Source organism: Gluconobacter cerevisiae (genome assembly GCF_015244675.1).
GTDB classification, from domain to species: Bacteria; Pseudomonadota; Alphaproteobacteria; order Acetobacterales; family Acetobacteraceae; genus Gluconobacter; species Gluconobacter cerevisiae.
Map to the genome: position 1 here is coordinate 251,305 of NZ_JABCQO010000002.1, position 20,898 is coordinate 272,202.

The window sequence follows — 20,898 nt, forward strand, 5'->3', positions numbered from 1 at the left end:
CCATGCATGACCTGAAAGCCCTGCGCGCCGACCCGGCCGCTTTTGACGCTGCTCTCGCACGTCGGGGCCTGTCACCCGTGGGACAGCAGCTCGTCAGCGAAGACGAGGAGCGCCGGGCCGCTCTGGCCGCGCTTCAGGAAGCACAGGCTGCCCGAAAGACGATCGCCAAGGAAATCGGCCTGCTCAAGCGCCAGAACCTCGATACCGCTGAGATCGAGGCAAAGGCCATTGCCCTGCGTGACCAGATCGCCGGGCTGGAAGAGCGCGCAAACACGATCCAGACCCGCATCGACGATGTGCTGAAAGCCCTGCCGAACCGTCTTGATGCCTCCGTCCCGGACGGCAAAAGCGAAGACGACAATGTCGTCGTTCATGTCCGTGGCGAGAAGCGTTACCTGACCTTCGAGCCGAAACAGCATTTCGAACTCGGCGAAGCGCTGGGCCTGATGGACTTTCCGACCGCGGCCAAACTGTCCGGCACGCGTTTCGTGGTCCTACGTGGCGCACTCGCCCGTCTGGAGCGCACGCTGGGCCAGTTCATGCTCGATATCCACACGTCCGAGTTCGGCTACAGCGAAACCAGCGTGCCGCTTCTGGTCAATGACGACGCGATGTACGGCACGGACAAGCTGCCCAAATTCGCCGAGGATTCGTTCCGGACGGAAGATGGCCGCTGGCTGATCCCGACCGCCGAAGTCCCGCTCACGGCGTCCGTCATGGGCGATATTCTGCCCGCCGATGCCCTGCCGATCCGCATGACCGCCCTCTCGCAATGCTTCCGCTCCGAAGCCGGTTCCGCCGGGCGGGACGTGCGTGGCATGCTTCGTCAGCACCAGTTCACCAAATGCGAGCTGGTGTCGGTCGTGCGTCCCGAAGACAGCGAGGCCGAACACGAGCGCATGACGCAGGCCGCCGAGACGGTTCTGGAGCGTCTGGGCATCACCTTCCGCCGGATGCTGCTCTGCGCGGGCGATACGGGGTTTGGTGCTGCCAAGACGTTCGATCTGGAAGCCTGGCTGCCGGGCCAGAAGGCATGGCGCGAGATTTCCTCGTGTTCCAACACGCGCGATTTTCAGGCACGCCGCATGAATGCGCGCTATCGTGCAGAAAATGGACCGGCCTTCGTCAACACGCTTAACGGCTCCGGTCTTGCTGTCGGCCGGACGATGATCGCGGTCATGGAGACCTATCAGAACGAAGACGGCAGCATCGATATCCCCGAGGTTCTGCGTCCATACATGGGCGGGCTGAACCGCATCGGCTGAGGACTCTGACGCATGATGATCACGCTCCGCTGTTTTGCCCTGAACCTGTTGGTCGCAGGGTGTTTCCTGTCCAGTGCGTCTGTTTACGCAGCCAGTCCGGCGGCGAATTCGGCAAAGAATCAGGCGGACACCATGCGCACGCTGCAGGGTCAGGCGCTGTATCGTGAGCGCATGGCCCTGCCGCCGGGCGCAGTTCTGAGCGTCTGGATTGAAGACACGGGGCCCACGCATGGCGCTCCCCTCGTCATGGCCGAGCAGCGCTCAGAAATCCATCATGGCGTACCCATTCCCTATACCCTGACCTATCCCGCGCTGCCGCCGGGCGGTCATTATGTGCTGAACGCGGAAATCACGGTCGAGGGACGGCGTCTCTTCGCTACGCCGGATGGAGGCGCGCCCCTCGACCGCCCGCAGCTTCTGCTACGGCGTGTCGCGGAAACGGTCGTCCGCGCTCCTTATGGAACATGGCGAATCCAGAGTATTGGCAACCTGAACTTCCCCAACACGCCTGAAGCGCCGGGTCTGACTTTGCAACAGGATGGCACGGTTTACGGAACGGATGGCTGTAACCGTCTGATGGGCCATTTCACGCTTGAAGCTCAGACGCTCCGCTTTCAACCACTGGCCATGACACGTATGGCCTGCCTGCCGCCTCTCATGGCGCACGGACAGCAGATCAGTGCGTTTCTGCCGACTGTGATGTCATGGTCGCGGGAGGGTGAAAATCATCTCGTCCTGCATGGACGTGGCGAAGGTGCTGCGATGATACTCGTCCCACAAGATGCTCAATAATCATTTTTTCAGCCTCTAAGAGACTGATTTTCAGTAAAAATTTTGTCCTGCATGTTTTTTAAAAGGGCAGGGGGGTATCGTCCCTCTTTCCCTGAAAAGGGAAAGAGGACTAATCTGATCCAGCTACCGCTCTCTTTTTGAATAGATCAAGCAGGCAAAATATCTCTCGTTACGGTGAGAGAACTCTGATGAGTGGAGAGTGTTTGTCGCAGGACGGAGCGCACTTTATTAGGTCGGAGGTTTAGGCATGAAAAAGACACTCCAGCTCGGGCTCGGGCAGAAATGGACGTCCTTTGTTGCCGCCCCCGATCAGGCTGCGGGCGTAGTGAGGGAGATCATAACGCTTTCCGAAGGGAATGTCGGTTTTAGGGTTGAGGGATCTCCGGCCGCTCTAACGCAGGTTTCTGAAGTAGCATACAGGGCATGGATCAGAGAGACAGAGGCCGTATTGACCAAAGATTCCATTCCGTATGCACAACTTTCTCCAGGGCTTGAGCTTGGTCGCCGTATCCGGCTTCTGCGGGAAATGGCAGGTTTGAGTCAGCAGCAGCTTGCTGAAAAAGTCGGAATTTCGCGTTCAGCCGTTGCATTCTGGGAGACAGGCCGTTCAGGCCATGTCGGAAAGCATCTGGGAGGTCTCGCCGCCGTTCTGGGGGTGGAACCGGAAGTGCTGCTGACGGGGATGGCCTACAAAGCTATTCAGGCGACCCTGACGCCAGACGAAAGTACGATGGTCACTCTCTACCGACAGCTTGATCCGCTCATTAAACTTCAAGCCCAGAAATGGATTGAGCGGCGCGTCCGTCATAAGGAAAGTGAGGGGCAGAATGCAAAGCCCCCTCGTCCACCCAAACCAGTCTGATCTTAAGCTGGCCGGACGGATTACGAGGGCCGCCTGCGCGGAGGCCCTGAGCGCTTATTGCCTTTCGCAGGGAAAGTTCGGCCGCCAGATTTTTTCGGCCCCGAAAAAGAACTCCTGTCTCCCGATCCACCCCCGGATCTCTCTCCGCCACGCCCCGGACGCCCGCCAACACGCTGCTGCTTCTGGCTTTCGCGCATCCGGCTCTGAGTCCGCAGAACCTGTTCGATCCAGTCATTGAGGATGGACGTGTTGATTTCCGCGTCCTGACGGGCCGGATAAGCGTCCGGAAAACGCAGTGCGAGCCATCGCCAGGCCACTAGCCGCTTGTGACGTTTCTCGGCCCGCTCCAGTTCCTCACGCCCCGCCTGCTCTGGATGCGGCAGCCGTCCCGTACCCGGCGGGGGAACCGGGCGTCCGGCTGCATGGTCCGCAGCCCACTGGACAAGACGCTGAATCCCGTTATCCCGCTCGTCGATCGGACACATGGCGTAAGTCCAGCGGGTCGAGAGATCGAGGTTTTCCACGCCTTCCAGAGCAGCTGCGATTTCCAGCGCCTGTTCCATGTCGGCGAGACGATAGTTCGGGTCATCTGCACGCAGAACGGCATGTTTGATGCGCGTCAGAACACCGTAGAGACTGTCGCTGGCAATTTCTTCTGCAACCGCCCGGACGATATCCGAATCCGGCTGAACCAGTGGGCGGAGTTCCGTCACGACTTCAGGCGGTGCGCTGAGCATCTTCTTGACGAAGGTCGGGCTACCCGCTCCGGCGAGCACGCAGACCAGTCCGTTTTCATGTTTGCCGTAACGTCCGGCCCGCCCGCCGATCTGTTTGACTTCCTGCGAGACCAGATCACGCGTCTGGCGCCCGTCGAACTTGCGGAGCGCACTGAACACGACGCGTCGGATGGAGAGGTTCAGCCCCATGCCGATCGCATCCGTCGCAATGAGGATATCGGCTTCTCCATTGTTGAACCGGGCCGCTTCTGCACGACGGACTTCGGGGCTTAGAGCGCCATATACCACGGCAACGCGACGCCCGCGTGCCATAAGCTCGGCGCGCAGATCCAGAACTTCGCGGCGCGAAAAGGCGATGACAGCGTCGCTGGGCTTGAGTTCATCGAGATGCAGCGTCTCACCCGCTTTGAGCGGGCTTTTACGCTCGAGATGGATCTCGTCCACCGGATCATCACAAAGCTCGGCGATGCGCTTGACCAAGGGGATGCAATCCGGCGCGCCAAGGATGAAGACATGTCGCGCCGGGACGCCCATGATGGCTGCCGTCCAGGCGGCCCCACGGTCCGGATCGGCGAGCATCTGGGCCTCATCGATGATCGCCACATCCACCGGATTGTGGAACGGACACATCTCGACGGTCGCTGCCAGATGGCGCGCCCCCGGCATTTCGATCCGCTCCTCGCCCGTGGACAGGGATGCCGGAACGCCGCGTGAGAGCAGGGACTCGCGGAATTCATGGGCCAGCAGGCGCAGGGGCGCGAGCGCCAGACCGCTCTCGGCATTCGCCAGCGCATTAAGGGCGGTATAGGACTTGCCGGAGTTCGTAGGTCCGGTCACGAGCGTGATGCGCCGTTTCAGCGCACGCGCGGTGCGGAAATGCGCCGCGAACCGGTCCAGCGCTGCGACACGGGCAATGGCGGCATTGCCCGCCTTGTTGCCCAGATCCAGAACTTCCGGCCGGTCTTTCGTTCCGCTGCGCCATTGCGGGAGGAACGTCCGAAGCCGCTTGAGTTCTATGGGATCGAAAAAGAACAGCTCGATTCCGTCCGGGCGCGTTTCGCGGCGCGCAACAGGAATCCGGTTTTCCGCAACCCAGCGCAGCGCCTCGCGGCGGGAGCAGTGCAGAACGCCGGGGAGGTCGTCGAAGCTGACGAGTCCCTCTTCCCACTGCCGCAGGCGCTCAAGCTCGCGCGCCCTGCGTTCTTCGGCACGGGCCTGAATGTCGGCCTGTTCACGGGCGCGGCGTTCTTCGGCAATCCGCAGATCGTCCTCAAAGCCCAGATCGACGCTGCCGAAGGCGCTGGCAATGCTCTGTGAGAGCTTTTCAAGCTGACCACTCGACAGGATAAGGCCGGTGTCGGCGAGATCGGCGCGGACATCTTCCAGAACGGCGCGCGGAGAATCGCCCATCTCCTGCCAGCGCGTCATCAGGACATCGTCCAGTGTCCGGCGCAGGGCAGGCATGTCGGCGCGCGGGTCATGTGTGCGGGCCGCCGCGTCCTGCGTGTCGGCTTTACTGACCCAGACTTCACCGGCCCTGCGGCACAGATTCATGAGCTGGGATGCCCAGGTTTTGCGGCGCACAACGCACAGCGCCTCGATCAACCCGTCATGGGACAGGCTTGCCTCCGGGCCCTCAAGCCTGCGCGCGACCTGACGCAGCAGGGCAGGTCGTTCGCGCGATGTAATCTCGAGCGGGCTTCCGAAGTCAGCCTCGGCCCGCGCAAGGGCGCGTTCGGCCGGAGAGAGTGTGTCGGAAAGAGGGGCGTCCGGCATGGAGTCGTCTGTCATAAGAGTCTTGTGCGTCATTCTGGCATGCGCTTCAACGCGCATGGGTTTCCCGAGCGGTGACGATTGGGCTAAAAGACCCGACCCTTATCAGGTCCGAGACCTGTTATCCGTTCCGCCCCGGAGACAGAACCAGACATGTCTAACCCGACTTTTGCAGCCCCCACCCCCGAGATCGACGAGCCCCTGACCGGCCTGGTGCCGTTCGAAGGCCATCCGAAGCAGTATCGCCTTGCCGAGCCGAGCAAGGAATACGCACATCTGTATCCGGCCAAGGTGCTGACGGTCCATCACTGGACGGACCGCCTGTTCAGCTTCACCACGACGCGCGACCCCGGCCTTCGTTTCGAGAACGGTCAGTTCGCGATGATCGGCATCGAAGTCGAAGGCAAGCCGCTCCTGCGCGCCTATTCGATCGCGTCCGCCAATTACGAAGACAACATGGAGTTCCTCTCCATTGCCGTTCCCGATGGCCCGCTGACCTCGCGTCTGCGCCATGTGAAGGTGGGCGATACGGTTCTGATCGGCCGCAAGCCGGTTGGTACGCTGCTGCTCGATAACCTCAAGCCGGGCCGCAACCTGTATTTCCTATCCACGGGCACGGGTCTGGCGCCGTTCATGAGCCTCATCAAAGACCCCGAGGCCTATGAGCGCTATGAGAACGTGATCCTCAGCCATACCGTCCGCATTTCGGGCGAACTGGCCTATGAGAACCACATTCGCCACGAACTGCCGGAGCACGAGTTCCTCGGTGAGTTCGTTGCCGGCAAGCTGCGCTACTACCCGGCTGTGACCCGTGAAGACTATGCCGTGACCGATCGCATCACCAAGCTGATCGAGACGGGCAAGATTTTCGAAGATCTGGGCATCGACAAGCTGGACCCCGAGCATGACCGCGTCATGATCTGCGGTTCGCCGGAAATGCTGGCTGACACCGAAGCCCTGCTGGAGCGTATGGGCTTTGAGGAAGGCAATATGAGCCATCAGGGTTCGTATGTCGTCGAGAAGGCCTTCGCCGAGCGCTGAGGTTTGATAACAGGGTACGAAAGGCCGGAATGATGCAGGATTTTGATCTGTTCGTTATTGGTGCCGGTTCGGGCGGAGTGCGCTGCGCGCGCATTGCCGCCCAGAACGGAGCGCGCGTCGCGATTGCGGAGCGCCGTCACTGGGGCGGAACCTGCGTCAATCTGGGCTGCGTCCCCAAGAAACTGATGGTCTACGCGGCCGATTATGGCCGCGAGATCGCCGATGCCCCGTCCTATGGATGGGACGTCGCACCGGTTGCCCATGACTGGTCCACACTGATCAGCGCCAAGGACCGCGAGATCGAGCGCCTCAACCGCATCTATGTCTCGATGCTGGAAAAGGCGGGGGTGACGCTGTTTACGGGCGATGCCAGCTTCGTGGACGCCCACACGGTTGAAATCGGCCCGTCCGAACTCGCACCGGACGCGTCGGTCCAGCGTATCCGGGCCAGGAACATCGTGATTGCCACGGGCTCCACACCCACGCGCCTGAATATTCCCGGTGCTGAACACGCCATTGTTTCGGACGATGCCTTCCATCTGGCAGATCGTCCCGAGCGCGTCGCCGTGATCGGCAGCGGTTATATCGGGCTTGAATTTGCGGGCATTTTTGCAGGGCTGGGGTCGAAGGTCGATCTGGTCTTCCGCCAGTCGCATCCTCTGCGCGGTTTCGACAATGAACTGCGCGCCCATCTTTCCGAACTGCTGCCGCTAAACGGCATCAAGGCGCATCCCGGTCGCTGTCCGGAGCGGATCGAGAAGGTTGGCGAGACTTTCCGTCTGCATCTTGAAGGCGGCGAGATTATCGAGACGGATTGCGTGTTTATGGCGACGGGCCGTCATCCCAATCTGGCCCCGCTCAAGCTCGAGACTGCGGGTGTGGCCACATGGGACGGCCGTATTCCGGCCAAGCCCGATGATGCGACGACCAACGTGCCCGGCATCTATGCCATCGGTGACGTGACGGACACCTACAACCTCACGCCGACCGCCATTGCCGAAGGTCATATCCTCGCCGAGCGGCTGTTTGGCGAACCGGGTCGTGAATGGTCCTTCGCCACGACGCCCAAAGCCGTGTTCTTCTCCCAGCCGCTTGCCACGGTTGGTCTGACCGAAGAAGAAGCCGTGCAGAATCATGACGTGGACATCTACACGACCAGCTTCACGCCGATGCGCCAGGCGCTTTCGGGCCGCAAGAGCAAGACCCTGATGAAGCTGGTCGTGGACACAAAGAGCCAGATCGTGCTCGGTGCCCACATGATTGGCCCGGATGCGCCGGAAATCATTCAGGGCCTTGCCATTGCGATTACGGCAAAGCTGACGAAGCGGGATTTCGATCGCACGATCGGCCTGCACCCCACCAGCGCAGAGGAATTCGTGACCATGCGAAGCCTCACACGCCACGTTTCCCGAAAAGCAGGCTGACACATCATGACGGCGCGTACTGGTCTCACGGAGGCCCGGCAGTCGGGCCGTCACAGAATTTCTGAAGGGCAAGACCGGGCATGAAGTTTGGCTGGCTGTTTGCCCCGTCCATCACGTCCGTCATGTTCGCCCTCCGCACCACGGTCGCCTCGCTTCTGGCATTGGCGATTGCGTTGTGGATGGAGCTCGGTGAGCCGCAATGGGCCGCCATGACCGTCTGGATCGTCGCCCAGAATTCGCGCGGCGAGAGTATTTCCAAAGGACGCTGGCGTCTGGTCGGCACCGTCATCGGGATGGTGATGGCCATTGTGCTCATGGGGGCCTTCCCGCAGTCTCCTTGGCTGTTCCTGCCGGCTCTCGCCATTTGGGTCGGGCTGTGCGCCGGCCTTGCCACGTTGACACACAACTTCCGCGGTTATGCCCTCGTGCTTGCGGGCTATACCTGCACCATCATCGCGCTGGGCGCGGTGAAGGAACCGGATCACGTCTTCAACATCGCGATGGCGCGGGGAACCTATATTTTCCTTGGCGTGATCTGCGAGACGGCGATGGGCATGATTGCGCTTCCCAATGTCGCCGGACGCGCGCGTGAAGAATTGCGGAACCGTCTTCAGGCCATTCTGACCCGCGCCATCCCGGCGCTGACGGCCGTACTGCGCCAGAAAACGGGCGCGACGGATGATCTCTCCGCGCTGCTGGGGTCTCTTCAGGCATCCAGCGACCAGATTGAATTCAGCCGTATCGAGATCCGCAGCGAAGGCAACGAGGTCGAACACGCCTATGTCACGCTTGGGCTGGTTGCGCGCGTCCTCTCGCGTGGACTGGGCCTGCGGACCCGTATGACGTCCGTGACACATCAGCCCGAAGCCCTGCGGCCGTTTCTGGAAAACATGGCCAATGCTCTGGACGGCTTGCCGGAGCGTCTGGTGACGGATCGGCGCGGAATCGGCGCTCTGGTGCAGGCCGAGGCCCTTCTGGCGGAGTGTCGCGGGCGTATGCAGACCGTTCTGCCCCGCGACGACGAGGATTCCCTGAACGAGGGCATCATCCTTACAGGCGTGGAAGTCATGCTGTCCGATCTGTGTGAGACGATGCGGTCCTATCGGGCCAGCGTGGATGGAGCGCCGGTCTCGGAGCGCCATCGCCTGACCCGAAATCCAGACTGGCGCGCGTCCATGCGCAACGGTATCCGCACGACCGTGGCGCTACTGTTCGGCGCCTATGTCTGGGAAGTCACGGCCTGGCCGCAGGGGAGTGTGTTCCTGACCTTTATCGCTGTGGTCTGCGCGCGTTTCGCAACTTTCGAGAACACCGTGCTGCTGAGTTCCGCATTTTTCTACGGTGCGTTTTTTGCGGCTCTGGCGAGCATCATCCCGGTCTTCATCGTCATGCCGGTTACGGCGAATTATCCGTTCTTCTGCCTTGTGGTCGGATTCTTCATGATGATAGGCGGTCTGGCCGCTCGCAATCCGTCCACGGCGGTCATGGCGGCGTCCTATGGCACGTTCTTTCCGTTCCTTCTGGGGATGGACAATCAGGGACGTATCAACGAACTCGGCTGGTTCAATACCACCATAGCCCTACTGCTGGGCCTGGGGGCGGGCGTGATCATCTTCCGTGCCGTTCTGCCGTTTACCCCGGCCCGTGCGGGTGAAGTTCTGCGCTATCAGCTCAAGCGTAGTCTGCGACGTCTGGCACTGCCGGGTGTCGTGATGGACGAATATGTCTGGATCAATGAAGGCACGCAGAGCATGGAGCGCGCCGTGCGTTTTGCGGGCTCCCTGTCCAGCGACCGGGCAGAAGCCATGCTGCGCGGAACGCTTTCTGTGCTGACGGTCGGGCGAAATGTGCTGATGCTGCGCAAGCTCGCGCAGCATGGAAGCCTGCCTGACACGGCGGTAGCTGCGGTGGATGGGCTGGTTCGCAACCTGTCCCGCCGCAAACTGCCCCTGACACACACGACCGCGACCATCGACCCGACACTCGAAGAGCTCTATGCGCTGGAGCGACAGTCGCAAGACCCGTCGATCCGCCATGACCTAGTGTTGGCCATCGGCTCCCTGCTGATCGTGCGGACGGAAATGCCGGTCAGCAGGGCGTTTCTCAAAGGCGCGTTCTGACGCGCCTTCAGGGGGTAGCGAGGAAGCGGAGCAGATCCTCGTTCACCCGCTCCGCATGGGTCATGAACAGCCCGTGCGGCGCGCCTTCATAGGAAATCCAGGTCGAACCCGGAATGGCCGCAGCGGCCTTTTCGCCGGAAATTTCCGCGGGAACGGTTGAATCACCTGTTCCATGGATCACCAGCGTGGGAACGGTAAAGGCCTGAAGATCCGGACGGAAGTCGGTCGTGCCCCATGCATCCACGCAGTCCAATGTTGCCATCGGGCTTGCCATGCTTGCCAGCAGGAAGGACCAGTCCAGCACGCCTTGGCTGACGGGGTGATGGAGCATGCTGACGCCGTAGAATTCGGGAAGGAAGTCTTTCAGGAAGCCAAAACGGTCCTGACGGATTTTCTGCTTGATGCCGTCGAGCACGGAAATGTCCACACCCTTGGGATTGTCGGACGTCTTGAGCAGGAATGGCACGACGGATGACAGCAGAACAGTTTTGGAAATGCGCGAGCGACCATGGCGGCTCAGATAGCGGGCGACTTCGCCGCCGCCCATGGAGAAGCCGACCAGCGTCGCATCCCACAGATCGAGCTGTTCGAGAATGACCGCCAGATCATCGGCGAAAGTATCGTAGTCGTAGCAGTCGATCGGGTGGCCTGACTGGCCGAAGCCCCGCCGGTCATAGGTGATGACGCGGTAGCCCGCTTCCACCAGTGCCAGCGTCTGCTTTTCCCACATGTCCCCGGTGAGGGGCCAGCCATGGATCAGGACGACAGGCTTTCCCGCGCCCATATCCTTGACGTGCAGACTCGTTCCATCAGTGGCGGTGATATACGGCATGGTTCTGATCCTCGAAGGCGTTCATACGAGGATCAGAACTTGCTGCCGGGGTTTTGGTTGCGTGTCTTACCAGCCGTTTCCACGCGGCGCGACATAGCCGTTGCCGGTCGCGTCGCCGAGCTGGCCGGACTGCGTGTTATTGCTGCCCTGATAGGACGATCCGAACTTGGACAGGTTCGCGCCCGTGACGGAATCACGTTCCACGCCGGCTTCATGATCCGGGTCCGGACCATGCTCGAAATCGTTGGACGGCGTATCGGCATATCCCGGAGGCGGCTTGCGGTGGCCACGTGCCCGGAAATGCTCACCGCCATTGATGGTTGGCTTCTGCGCCTGCGTATCGCTCTGGCCAGGCTGCACGGGAAGTGTCGTGCCTGACGCATAAGGCTGACCGAATGTGGCGGTCTGGGCCTGTGCCGCCCCTGCCACCAGAGCAGTCGCCAGCAGGGCATGGCAGAAGAAACGGGAAGAGGACAACATGTGATCCAGTCCTTGGCCGATCATGACAACAAGACTGCCTTCCGGGCAAAAGAGAGCGTCAGGTTCTGACGTTTCCCCGGCAGGCGGCATATCCATTTATCATCGGCCTGCTTTGAGCCGGGTTCAAGAGTTCTTTTCCCCTGTAAAGACCCCTGAGGGTCCCCATATGAAAGACATGTCGAAATTCGGGAGGTTTTATCGCCGTTCGGAGAGATATTGATGGATGATCTTTTCGCCGCCTTGCGTCCCCGGACCGTTCTGGCGGATGGCGCGGTATGGTTGCCCGGCTTTGCGCTGCCGGATGCCTCTGCGCTCCATCAGGCCGTCTCGGATGTAAGCGCCGCTGCGCCTTTTCGTCATTTCAACACACGCATGGGTCCGATGTCCGCCGCCATGACCTCCTGTGGAGCTTGTGGCTGGACCGCCGATCCCACCGGATATCGCTACACCCGGACCGATCCTTTAAGCAGTCAGCTCTGGCCCGCAATGCCGGACATCCTTCGTCATCTTGCCATCCGTGCAGCAGCGGAAGCCGGATATAACGGTTTCGATCCCACGTCCTGCCTCATCAACCGCTATGCGCCGGGAGCGGGCATGGGACTGCATCAGGACCGTGATGAGGAACGGCCGGAAGCGCCGGTTGTATCGGTATCTCTTGGCGTCCCAGCACGCTTTTCGTTCGGAGGGCTCACCCGGAATGATCCCAAACGGATCATTGAGCTGCGCGATGGGGACGTTGTGGTCTGGGGTGGCGCATCGCGATTTGCGTGGCACGGGGTCTCCCGCATTCGCGAAACATTCCATCTGCAGACAGGAGCCATGCGATACAATCTGACGTTTCGCGCTATCAACGTCGCGCTTTTTCGGCCATAACCAGCGCCCCGCAACTCTCGCATTCACACCTTTCCGGAGGGCATTTGATGCACCCCTCGAGCCAGACCCCGACGTCCACCAACACGATGTCCTGGTCTCCTGCAAGCTGGCGTTCCCGTCCCATCGTCCAGGCTCCGTCCTATGCGGATGAAGCGGCGCTTGCTGCTGTCGAAGCTCGTCTGCATCGATATCCACCGCTGGTTTTTGCGGGGGAAGCCCGTCGCCTCAAGACCCGTCTGGCCGCAGCCTCGCGTGGTGAGGCCTTCGTCCTTCAGGGCGGCGCCTGTGCCGAGAGCTTTGACGAGTTCACTGCCGACATCGTGCGCGATACGTTTCGTGTCCTGCTCCAGATGGCGGTTGTGCTGACATTCGCCGCCAAGGTTCCGGTCGTAAAGATCGGGCGCATGGCGGGCCAGTACGCCAAGCCGCGCTCGGCCAATACCGAGACGATCGATGGCGTGACATTGCCGTGCTATCGCGGTGATATCATCAATGGCCCGGAATTTACGCCTGAAGCCCGTATTCCTGACCCGCGCCGTATGGAGACCGGATATTTCCAGTCCGCCGGCGTGATGAACCTGCTCCGTGCTTTCGCGCATGGCGGTTATGCGAACCTGCATCAGGTCCATAGCTGGAACCTTGGTTTCGTAGAGCGCTCTCCGCTCGCCGCGCGCTATCAGGATCTGGCGCATCGCATCGACGAGACACTGTCGTTCCTGCGGGCTTGCGGTTTCGACGGTTCGGCTTCGCAGATTGATGAGACGGAGTTCTACACGTCTCACGAAGCCCTGCTGCTGCCGTACGAGCAGGCCCTGACCCGTGTGGACAGCACGAGCGGTGATTACTACGACTGCTCCGCGCACTTCCTGTGGATCGGTGACCGTACGCGTCAGCCGGACGGCGCGCATGTCGAGTTCCTGCGCGGTGTGCAGAACCCGATCGGCATCAAGGTTGGCCCGACCACAACGGTCGCGGATCTCGAAAAGCTGCTAGAAATCCTGAACCCGCAGGACGAGGCCGGGCGTATCACGCTGATCTCACGCATGGGCAAGGACAAGGTGCGCGAGCATCTGCCGCCGCTGCTCGATGCGGTGAACCGCACGGGCCGCACCGTGACATGGCTGTGCGATCCGATGCACGGCAACACCACGACCACGGCCAGCAAGATCAAGACCCGTTCCTTCGACAACATCCTTGGTGAAGTGCTCGGCTTCTTCGACGTGTTCGAGGCTGCGGGCCGTCGTCCGGGCGGGATCCATCTTGAAATGACGGGTCAGGACGTCACGGAATGCATCGGTGGTGCCCAGTGCCTCACCGAGGATGATCTGGCCGGTCGCTATGAAACATTCTGTGATCCGCGCCTTAATGCGGAACAGTCCCTTGAAATGGCCTTCCTTCTTGCTCAGGAATTGACGGGACGAGCAGGAAAGAAATAATGACCGCTTCCGATCCCCAGAACACTCCACAGGCCGCGCTCCAGCGCGCGCTTGGCACTCTCGGTCCGCTGGACGAGAAAACCATCGAAGCGCGGACGGACGCCTATTTCGGGCGAACGCGGCATATCGTGGAGCATTTCGGGGATTCCCGCGTCACCTATGCGGTGTTCATCCGCCGCCCGGTGATTGCGGCGTGCGGTCTGGTCACGCAGTGGCTGAAGAACGTGGCGGAAGCGCAGGGCTTCGACCTTCAATGCCGGGAAATGTATGCCGAGGGCCAATGGGTCGGTGCGGGTGAGCCGTTGCTGTACCTGACCGGCAGTTTCAGCCGTCTGGCGCCGCTGGAAACACTGGTGCTCCAGCGGATCGGTTCGACCTGCGTGGCGGCACACAATGCCTATCAGATGGCCATGGCGCTCCCCTCCATTCCGTTCCTCGCGATGGACGCCCGGCACTGCGCGGGCTTCGAGATGCAGGAACAGATGGCCTATGCGGCGGGCGTCGGCTCCCGTGCGGCGCGCAAGGAAGGCGCTCGCGGCTTCATCGGCAATGCCAATGACGCCACGGCCGGTTTCTTCGGTCTGGAGGCCGGTCTGGGCACGATGCCCCATGCCCTGATCGGTTATGCAGGCTCCACGCTGCGCGCGGCGGAAATGTATGACGAGGTCTATCCGAACGATCCGCTGACGGTGTTGGTGGATTATTTCGGACAGGAAATCACGGATGCGCTCGCCGTCTGCCGCCGCTTTCCCGAGCGCGCTGCGAGGGGCCATCTGAGTGTCCGTCTGGATACGCATGGCGGTCGCTTCCTTGAAGGACTGGACCCCCAGACCTCATATGGTGTGCTTGAGCGTCACACGCCGGGCACCATCCGCCGCTATCGTTCCGATCAGGAACTGCGCGATCTGGTGGGAACGGGCGTGTCGGCGGCGGCGATCTGGCGCATGAGGGAGGCTCTGGACCATGCGGGCTTCCATCATGTCAGGATCGTTGCCTCTTCCGGCTTCAACGTCGCCAAATGTTCGACGATGCGGGACGCTCATGCCCCGATTGACGTGATCGGCAGCGGGTCCTTCATCCCCGACCGCTGGTCCGAAACCTATGCAACGGCTGATATCGTGGCCTATGACGGGCAGCCCCGCGTCAAACTCGGACGCGAGTTCCTGCTCCAGAAGGTCCGTGACAGCCACGAGACATCCAAGGACATTTCATGACCGACGATACGATTGACCCTGTCGAAGGCGCCCCGGAAAACAACCCGCAGACGGGAACGTGGAGCGTGCGCATCATCGACCTGTCCGGCGCGTCGGAAGGCGAGGATGACACGGTCGAGGTGGTCAAGGACTTCATCGACCTGATGCACGCCAATGCCTATGCCCGCGCATACGTTCGCGACAGTATCGAGCGGTGCCGCACTCCGGGTGCGAGCAGCAAGGAAGTGATCGAGAACTGGTTCGCTTTCGGTGAAAATGCCGAAGTCGTGGACGCTGGCGAGGATGGCTGGAAGTCCTCCACGGAACTCGAAGACTTCGCGGCCAGCCGCGCGACCCCGATGGAGCGTGACTGGCGCGCCATTGATCCGCGTCGCCTCGTCGATGATGAGGAAATCGCCGGGCCGCCGGATGAGGATGACGACGAGGACGACGAAAACCGCCACGAAGTGATCCGTCACTGAACACCTGATGCAGGGAAGGGGCATGTTCCCCTTCCTTTGCATGGTCCTTCCTGAAAACCCGCTCTGGAAACGCGGCGCATCATGCGGCATTAAGGCGTCATGAAATTGCGCTTCGCTCCGTCCCCGACCGGTTACCTGCATGTTGGCAATGCGCGCCTTGCCGTCGCCAACTTTCTTTTCGCGCGCCATAACGGCGCAAAATTCCTGCTGCGGATCGACGATACCGATACCAGCCGGGGCAAGCCCGAATATGAAGAGGCAATCGGCAAGGACCTGTCCTGGCTGGGGCTGAAGTGGGACGAATATGTCCGCCAGTCCGAACGGCTGGACCGTTATGCCGAAGTCATTGAAAAGCTGAAGGCAACAGGCCGTCTCTATCCGTGCTTTGAGACGGAATATGAGCTGAACGCCAAGCGCGAAGCCCGCATCCGCTGCGGCAAGGCACCCATCTACGACCGTGCCATGCTCAAGCTTACGGCTGACCAGCGCGCGCGCGCCGAAGCCAACGGCAAAACGCCGCACTGGCGCTTCCGCCTGAGTGATGGCAGTCGCAAGTGGAACGACCTCGTCATGGACGAGTGCTCGGTCAAGCTGACGGCCATTTCCGATCCGGTGCTGGTGCGTGGCGACGGGACGATTCTGTACACGCTGGCCTCCGTGATCGACGATCTGGATCTGGGCATCACCCATATTGTCCGTGGTGAAGACCATGTGACCAATACGGGCGTGCAGATCGACATTGCCGAGGCGCTGGGTGCGAAGCCCAACCGTTTCACCTTCGCGCATCTGCCGCTGTTGCTGGATTCTGACGGCGGGAAGCTGTCCAAGCGGTTCGACTCGCTTGCGCTGAAATCCCTGCGTCAAGACGGGCTGGAGCCGATGTCGATCGTCTCCTATCTTGCCCGCGTGGGATCGTCGGATGATCCGCAGGTCATGACGATGGACGAGGCCATTGCGGCCTATGACATCTCGCATGTTTCCAAGTCGGCCGCGCGGTTCGACATGACGCAGCTTCTCGCCCTGAACCGCCGTGCGCTGCACAGTCTGCCGTTCGAGGCTGCAAAGGCGCATCTGCCGCCGGAAGCCGACGAGACGTTCTGGAACGCCGTGCGTGGAAACGTCGACCTCTCCGCCGAGATCCCGCATTGGTGGGACGTGGTGCATGGCACGATCGTCCCGCCCTCACAGCCTGAAGACCGTGAGTTCCTTCAGCACGCCCTCGACACCCTTCCCGCCGAGCCGTGGGGCGAGGACACCTGGAAGGACTGGACCAATACGCTCAAGGAGGCTTCGGGCCGCAAGGGACGAACCCTCTTCATGCCGCTGCGTCTGGCACTGACAGGTGAAGACGCAGGTCCGGAATTGCACGTCCTGCTTGGCCTGATGGGACGCGAGCGCACGTTTGCTCGTTTGCTGGACGCCATTCAGGCCTGAACCTGTCTCCCCGTCGTGCTTTCTGAAAAGCACGACGGGGCTGATTTTTTCAGATCGCTCTGACGGACCAGAATGCCGTCCAGCTTTCGCCCGGATTTAGATGTAACAGGCCGGGTTTCTGCGAAAAATCGCCTTTGAATCCAACCGGTGTCGCATAGCCGTACCAGGGCTCGATACACAGGAAATCGGCTCCGGGTTTCGTCCACAAGCCAAGCTCTTTAAATCCGCCCCAGACAAACCGGATGCCCGCTCCGTCCGGCCCGACCATGTCCACGGACCGGCTTTCGGGCTTCTCCATGATGAGCGCGTCTTTTTCAAAAAGCGCATCCGTCAGTGCAAGCACGTTGTCCCGGACCGGCGTATGCTGTTTTTCCGGCAAAAGCAGTCCGTCAGCGTCAATGCGTCGGACGGGCAGGGGCTCGTCATATTCAAAAACCAGCTTGTAGCTGTCTTTTGCCACGCCCTCTTTCAGCGGCCAGCGGAACGCCGGATGTGCCCCGAGGGAGGCATGAAGCGTGCTGGTGCTGTCCGGATTATGCAGATGATACGAGACACGCAGAGTGTTGTTCTCGATCAGATAGACCAGTCGCAGCTTGAACGCGGACGGGAAGAGCGCACGGCTTTCGGCGTCGTCCACCAGCTCCAGTGTGCAGCCCTCGGGCGTCCGTGCGATCCAGCGGAAGACCCGGTCACGCGCTAAGCCGTGCTGTTTCAGCCGGACGGGCGTGCCATCGAGCGTGATCTCATGTTCGGGGAGGCGGCCAATAATCGGAAACAGGACCGGCGACTGTCTCGGCCATGCCGGTCCTGCGTTCCAGAGCAGATCGTCCGTCCCGTTATGCAAGGCGACCAGTTCGGCGCCATGGCTTCTGACCGAGGCTTTCAGCAGGCCGGTTCCGAAATCATGTCTGTCGTCCGTCACGATATCCGTCATGGGATGTCTCCTGTCAGGGGGTAGGATCAGGCGTTTGCGGCGTATCGCCCGGCTCGGTCGTATGGAAACGACGGAAATCGACTTCCACGCGCCCGTCCGGACGATTGGCGATCATATCTGAAAAACGGTAGCCGTGTTTCACATGTCCGATTTCGTAGGCATGACGGGCGAAAACGGTCTGGGACGAGATTTCGTCCGTCCCGTCCATCGTGATGATGATTTCCGCGTTCTGATCGATCAGCGTCTCGGCGGACAGGCCATAAAGCGGGCTCTGTGCATCGATCAGATGGGTTGCGTTCAGACTGATCCGGAAGATCGGCATGTGGGACTGCACGAGCGTCAGGCGGTCGAAACGCCGGACCAGACGTCCGCGTTCGTCCGGCATCAGGCGCGTGAGGGTCATCTCGATATTGGCGGACAGAATCAGGGTCCGGCGCTGGTTGGCAATGCGAATCGTGAGAGTGGGGATCACGTCGTCATAGGAGACGACCGCGACATGACTGAACAGGACGCGGGCGCGGGGGCGCGAAAAGCGGGCGAAGACCAGCCCTGTGGCGAGCGCGTTCAGCATCATGCCCGCCAGCACTTCGAACGAGACGATGGTGTTTGTCAGTCGTCCGACTGGAGCCATGGTGCCGTAGCCCACGGTCGAAATGGTTTGAACGCTAAAGAAAATATCGTCGAGGAAATCCCCGTTCGGAACGCCACTGACGCTGTGCGGGATGACGTAATACATCAGGGCAAAGGCGACATTGATGACCAGATACAGCCCCATGGACGCCCAGAAGAACGTGAACCAGCTCATGGTCATGAGGGTGTGGTAGAGATCCCCGAAAACCCCGGCATCCAGACCGGTGCGGATGATGTCGCTGCGGCCGTTCTCTTCGAGAACATGCGCCCGGATCCTGTTGACCGTCTCGACGACGGTGGGATGTCCGTGCTGTGATTCTGGCGCCCCCGGATCAGGTCGGGCTTGCATCCGTTTCCGGTGGCGCCAGTGAATCATGGGGTCAGCTCCTGTTCCTGCGGGCGCTGCTCAGTTCGCTGACAACGCCGTGAAGGGTGCGAAGCTCCTGTTCCGTGACTTCGCCTCTGGTGAAGAAATGACGCAGGTTCCGCACCATGCCGGGGCGTTTCTGCTCGTTTCTGAGGAAATTGGTCTCATCCAGATCGCGGATGAGGTGGGACATGAAATTTTCCATCTCCCCCTTCGTCGCCACATGCGTCTCATTGGTCATGAGTTCGCGCGGTGGCGTCATGTCCTCGGTCAGGAACCACTCATAGGCCATGATGAGCACGGCCTGTGCGAGGTTGAGGGACATGAATTTCGGGTTGAGCGGATAGCGGACCAGCGTATCGGCGCGGGCCATGTCCTCGTTGTCCAGCCCTGCGCGCTCGGGTCCGAACAGGATGCCGGTGCGCAGGCCGCGGGTGGAGGCGACGCGCAGTTCGGCCGCGGCACCTCGCGCGGTCATGACCGGCTTGACCACATGGCGCGGGCGCGGACACGTTGCGAAAATACGGTGCAGGTCCGCCACCGCGTCGTCCACGGTTTCGAAAACCTGCGCCGCATCCAGAATCCGATCCGCGCCTGACGACGCATACCAGGCGCGTTCCTGCGGCCAGCCGTCGCGCGGTGCCACAATGCGCAGATGGAACAGGCCGCCATTCGCCATGGCGCGCGCGGTCGTGCCGATATTCTCGGCAAGCTGCGGACGCACCAGAATCACAACCGGATCAAAGTCTCCAAGGGGGCCGATATCCGCCCCGCCGTCACGTCCGGTCATGATTACGCCTTTCGCCATGTTGTGCCACCGGGGCCGTCTTCAAGGGTAATGCCATCGGCGGCAAGCTGCGCACGAATGGCATCAGCACGGGCGAAATCGCGGGACTTGCGGGCCGCAAGGCGCTCTTCGATCAGGGTTTCGATCGCACTGGCATCCACACCGGACTGGAACCACTCGGCGGGGGTGACATTGAACAGGCCCAGCATCTTTCCGGCAGCCAGAAGACTGGAGGCCGCGTCCTGATCGCCCTGCATGGCGGCGTCCGCCAGCGGGTGGAGGGCCGCGATGGCCAAAGGCGTGTTCAGATCGTCGCACAGCGCGTCCATGACCGCTGCCGGAACAGCGGCACCCGGTTGCGCATCGCCGCGTTCAAGTGCCCGGTACAGCCGATCCAGTACCCGACGGGCTTCTTCCAGCTTGTCCCAGCTGAAATCCAGCGTGGAGCGATACTGCGCGCCCAGATACAGCAGGCGCAGCGGTTCGGCGGGCGAACGGTCCAGCACTTCGCGGATCGTGAAGAAATTGCCGAGCGATTTCGACATTTTCTCGCCGTTCGACAGCAGCATCCCGTTATGGACCCAGTGCGTGGCGAATTTGCCGTGCGGATGGCAGCACATGGACTGCGCGCGCTCGTTCTCATGGTGCGGGAACAGCAGATCGTCGCCGCCGCCATGAATGTCGAAGCTCTCGCCCAGATAACGGTGCGACATGGCCGAGCATTCGATATGCCAGCCCGGCCGTCCGCGCCCATAAGGGCTGTCCCAGCCCGGCAGCTCCGGCTCGGACGGCTTCCACAGCACGAAATCGCCCGGATCACGCTTGTAGGGTGCAACTTCAACACGGGCACCCGCGATCATGTCATCGAGCGAGCGGCCCGAAAGTGCGCCATAGGACGGGAAGCTGCGGACTGCGAACAACACATGCCCTTCGGCTTCATAGGCATGCCCGGTTTCGATCAGCTGCGCGATCATCTCCAGCATATCGTCGATATGATGGGTCGCGCGGGGCTCGATATCGGGCGGCAGAATGAAGAGTGACGCGAGATCTTCATGAAAGGCCTGCGTCGTGCGTTCGGTCAGGGCGGAAATGTCCTCGCCGTTCTCTTTCGCGCGCGCGTTGATCTTGTCGTCCACGTCGGTGACGTTGCGGACGTAAGTGACGCGCGGATACAGCGTCCGCAGCAGACGAATGAGGATATCCGCGCACATCATGGCCCGCAGATTGCCTATATGCGCGCGGTCATAGACGGTCGGTCCGCAGAAATAGACGCGCACATTCTCAGGATCGAGGGGCGTGAACGGTCGCTTTTCGCGAAGATGGGTATCGTGCAGGCGGAGCACGTGTGCAGCAGGATCGGCCATATGCCGATCAATGCGCCAGCCTTGGTTTGGGCGCAACAGGCTTGTTACTCTTGTCGGCAGGTTTGACGCCTG

At 61.3% G+C, this 20,898-nt stretch carries 18 protein-coding genes; 11 read left to right on the forward strand and 7 right to left on the reverse strand.

Features of this window, described 5'->3' with window-relative positions:
- The first annotated feature begins 2 nt into the window (after window positions 1-2).
- From serS to HKD21_RS03995, 3 genes are all read left to right on the forward strand, one after another.
- Complete coding sequence (gene serS, locus HKD21_RS03985; protein ID WP_194254309.1) at window positions 3-1,265, forward strand: serine--tRNA ligase; 1,263 nt, start codon at window positions 3-5, stop codon at window positions 1,263-1,265.
- Between the two features lie 12 nt (window positions 1,266-1,277).
- A complete protein-coding gene (locus HKD21_RS03990) occupies window positions 1,278-2,057 on the forward strand; it encodes an META domain-containing protein (RefSeq protein ID WP_194254310.1) in 780 nt (259 codons plus the stop codon).
- A 247-nt stretch (window positions 2,058-2,304) separates the two neighbouring features.
- A complete protein-coding gene (locus tag HKD21_RS03995) occupies window positions 2,305-2,919 on the forward strand; it encodes a helix-turn-helix domain-containing protein (RefSeq protein ID WP_194254311.1) in 615 nt (204 codons plus the stop codon).
- Window positions 2,920-2,939: 20 nt separating this feature from the next.
- Here the strand turns inward: HKD21_RS03995 and HKD21_RS04000 are convergent, their stop codons facing one another.
- On the reverse strand, window positions 2,940-5,447 hold the full coding sequence (locus HKD21_RS04000; RefSeq protein WP_194254474.1) for a helicase-related protein: 2,508 nt from the start codon (window positions 5,445-5,447) through the stop codon (window positions 2,940-2,942).
- Between the two features lie 135 nt (window positions 5,448-5,582).
- Here HKD21_RS04000 and HKD21_RS04005 point away from each other — a divergent pair, with 135 nt between their 5' ends.
- The 3 genes from HKD21_RS04005 to HKD21_RS04015 all read left to right on the forward strand — a co-directional run bounded on the left by HKD21_RS04005 (window position 5,583) and on the right by HKD21_RS04015 (window position 10,014).
- A complete protein-coding gene (locus tag HKD21_RS04005) occupies window positions 5,583-6,470 on the forward strand; it encodes a ferredoxin--NADP reductase (RefSeq protein WP_194254312.1) in 888 nt (295 codons plus the stop codon).
- A gap of 29 nt (window positions 6,471-6,499) precedes the next feature.
- The gene (gene gorA, locus HKD21_RS04010) at window positions 6,500-7,894 is read left to right on the forward strand and encodes a glutathione-disulfide reductase (protein ID WP_194254313.1); all 1,395 of its coding nucleotides are present in this window, start codon (window positions 6,500-6,502) and stop codon (window positions 7,892-7,894) included.
- 80 nt (window positions 7,895-7,974) lie between these two features.
- Complete coding sequence (locus HKD21_RS04015; RefSeq protein WP_194254314.1) at window positions 7,975-10,014, forward strand: FUSC family protein; 2,040 nt, start codon at window positions 7,975-7,977, stop codon at window positions 10,012-10,014.
- A gap of 7 nt (window positions 10,015-10,021) precedes the next feature.
- Here the strand turns inward: HKD21_RS04015 and HKD21_RS04020 are convergent, their stop codons facing one another.
- Window positions 10,022-10,846 carry an alpha/beta fold hydrolase gene (locus HKD21_RS04020; RefSeq protein WP_194254315.1) on the reverse strand — a complete coding sequence of 275 codons (825 nt, stop codon included), beginning with the start codon at window positions 10,844-10,846 and terminating at the stop codon, window positions 10,022-10,024.
- 66 nt (window positions 10,847-10,912) lie between these two features.
- Window positions 10,913-11,326, reverse strand: coding sequence for a hypothetical protein (locus HKD21_RS04025; protein WP_194254316.1), 414 nt, complete (start codon window positions 11,324-11,326; stop codon window positions 10,913-10,915).
- A 219-nt stretch (window positions 11,327-11,545) separates the two neighbouring features.
- On the opposite strand from HKD21_RS04025, the gene alkB reads away from it, so the two are divergent.
- From alkB to gltX, 5 genes are all read left to right on the forward strand, one after another.
- A complete protein-coding gene (gene alkB, locus HKD21_RS04030) occupies window positions 11,546-12,199 on the forward strand; it encodes a DNA oxidative demethylase AlkB (RefSeq protein WP_194254317.1) in 654 nt (217 codons plus the stop codon).
- 47 nt (window positions 12,200-12,246) lie between these two features.
- The gene (locus tag HKD21_RS04035) at window positions 12,247-13,635 is read left to right on the forward strand and encodes a class II 3-deoxy-7-phosphoheptulonate synthase (RefSeq protein WP_194254475.1); all 1,389 of its coding nucleotides are present in this window, start codon (window positions 12,247-12,249) and stop codon (window positions 13,633-13,635) included.
- Window positions 13,635-14,849, forward strand: coding sequence for a nicotinate phosphoribosyltransferase (locus tag HKD21_RS04040; protein ID WP_194254318.1), 1,215 nt, complete (start codon window positions 13,635-13,637; stop codon window positions 14,847-14,849). The genes HKD21_RS04035 and HKD21_RS04040 overlap by 1 nt, the downstream gene beginning before the upstream one ends.
- Window positions 14,846-15,310, forward strand: a complete 465-nt coding sequence (locus HKD21_RS04045) for a hypothetical protein (protein WP_194254319.1) — start codon at window positions 14,846-14,848, stop codon at window positions 15,308-15,310. The genes HKD21_RS04040 and HKD21_RS04045 overlap by 4 nt, the downstream gene beginning before the upstream one ends.
- Before the next feature lie 99 nt (window positions 15,311-15,409).
- Window positions 15,410-16,744: a glutamate--tRNA ligase gene (gene gltX, locus HKD21_RS04050; RefSeq protein WP_194254320.1), complete on the forward strand. Its 1,335-nt coding sequence runs from the start codon at window positions 15,410-15,412 to the stop codon at window positions 16,742-16,744.
- Window positions 16,745-16,793: 49 nt separating this feature from the next.
- Here the strand turns inward: gltX and HKD21_RS04055 are convergent, their stop codons facing one another.
- The 4 genes from HKD21_RS04055 to cysS are packed head-to-tail and all read right to left on the reverse strand — an operon-like array spanning window position 16,794 to window position 20,826.
- Window positions 16,794-17,678 (reverse strand): aldose 1-epimerase family protein, encoded by an 885-nt coding sequence (locus HKD21_RS04055; protein WP_194254321.1) that lies wholly within the window; start codon window positions 17,676-17,678, stop codon window positions 16,794-16,796.
- A 13-nt stretch (window positions 17,679-17,691) separates the two neighbouring features.
- Window positions 17,692-18,684, reverse strand: a complete 993-nt coding sequence (locus tag HKD21_RS04060) for an ion channel (protein ID WP_228120905.1) — start codon at window positions 18,682-18,684, stop codon at window positions 17,692-17,694.
- 4 nt (window positions 18,685-18,688) lie between these two features.
- The gene (locus tag HKD21_RS04065; protein ID WP_099285569.1) at window positions 18,689-19,465 is read right to left on the reverse strand and encodes an RNA methyltransferase; all 777 of its coding nucleotides are present in this window, start codon (window positions 19,463-19,465) and stop codon (window positions 18,689-18,691) included.
- A gap of 2 nt (window positions 19,466-19,467) precedes the next feature.
- Window positions 19,468-20,826 carry a cysteine--tRNA ligase gene (cysS, locus tag HKD21_RS04070; RefSeq protein WP_194254322.1) on the reverse strand — a complete coding sequence of 453 codons (1,359 nt, stop codon included), beginning with the start codon at window positions 20,824-20,826 and terminating at the stop codon, window positions 19,468-19,470.
- Window positions 20,827-20,898: the final 72 nt, after the last annotated feature.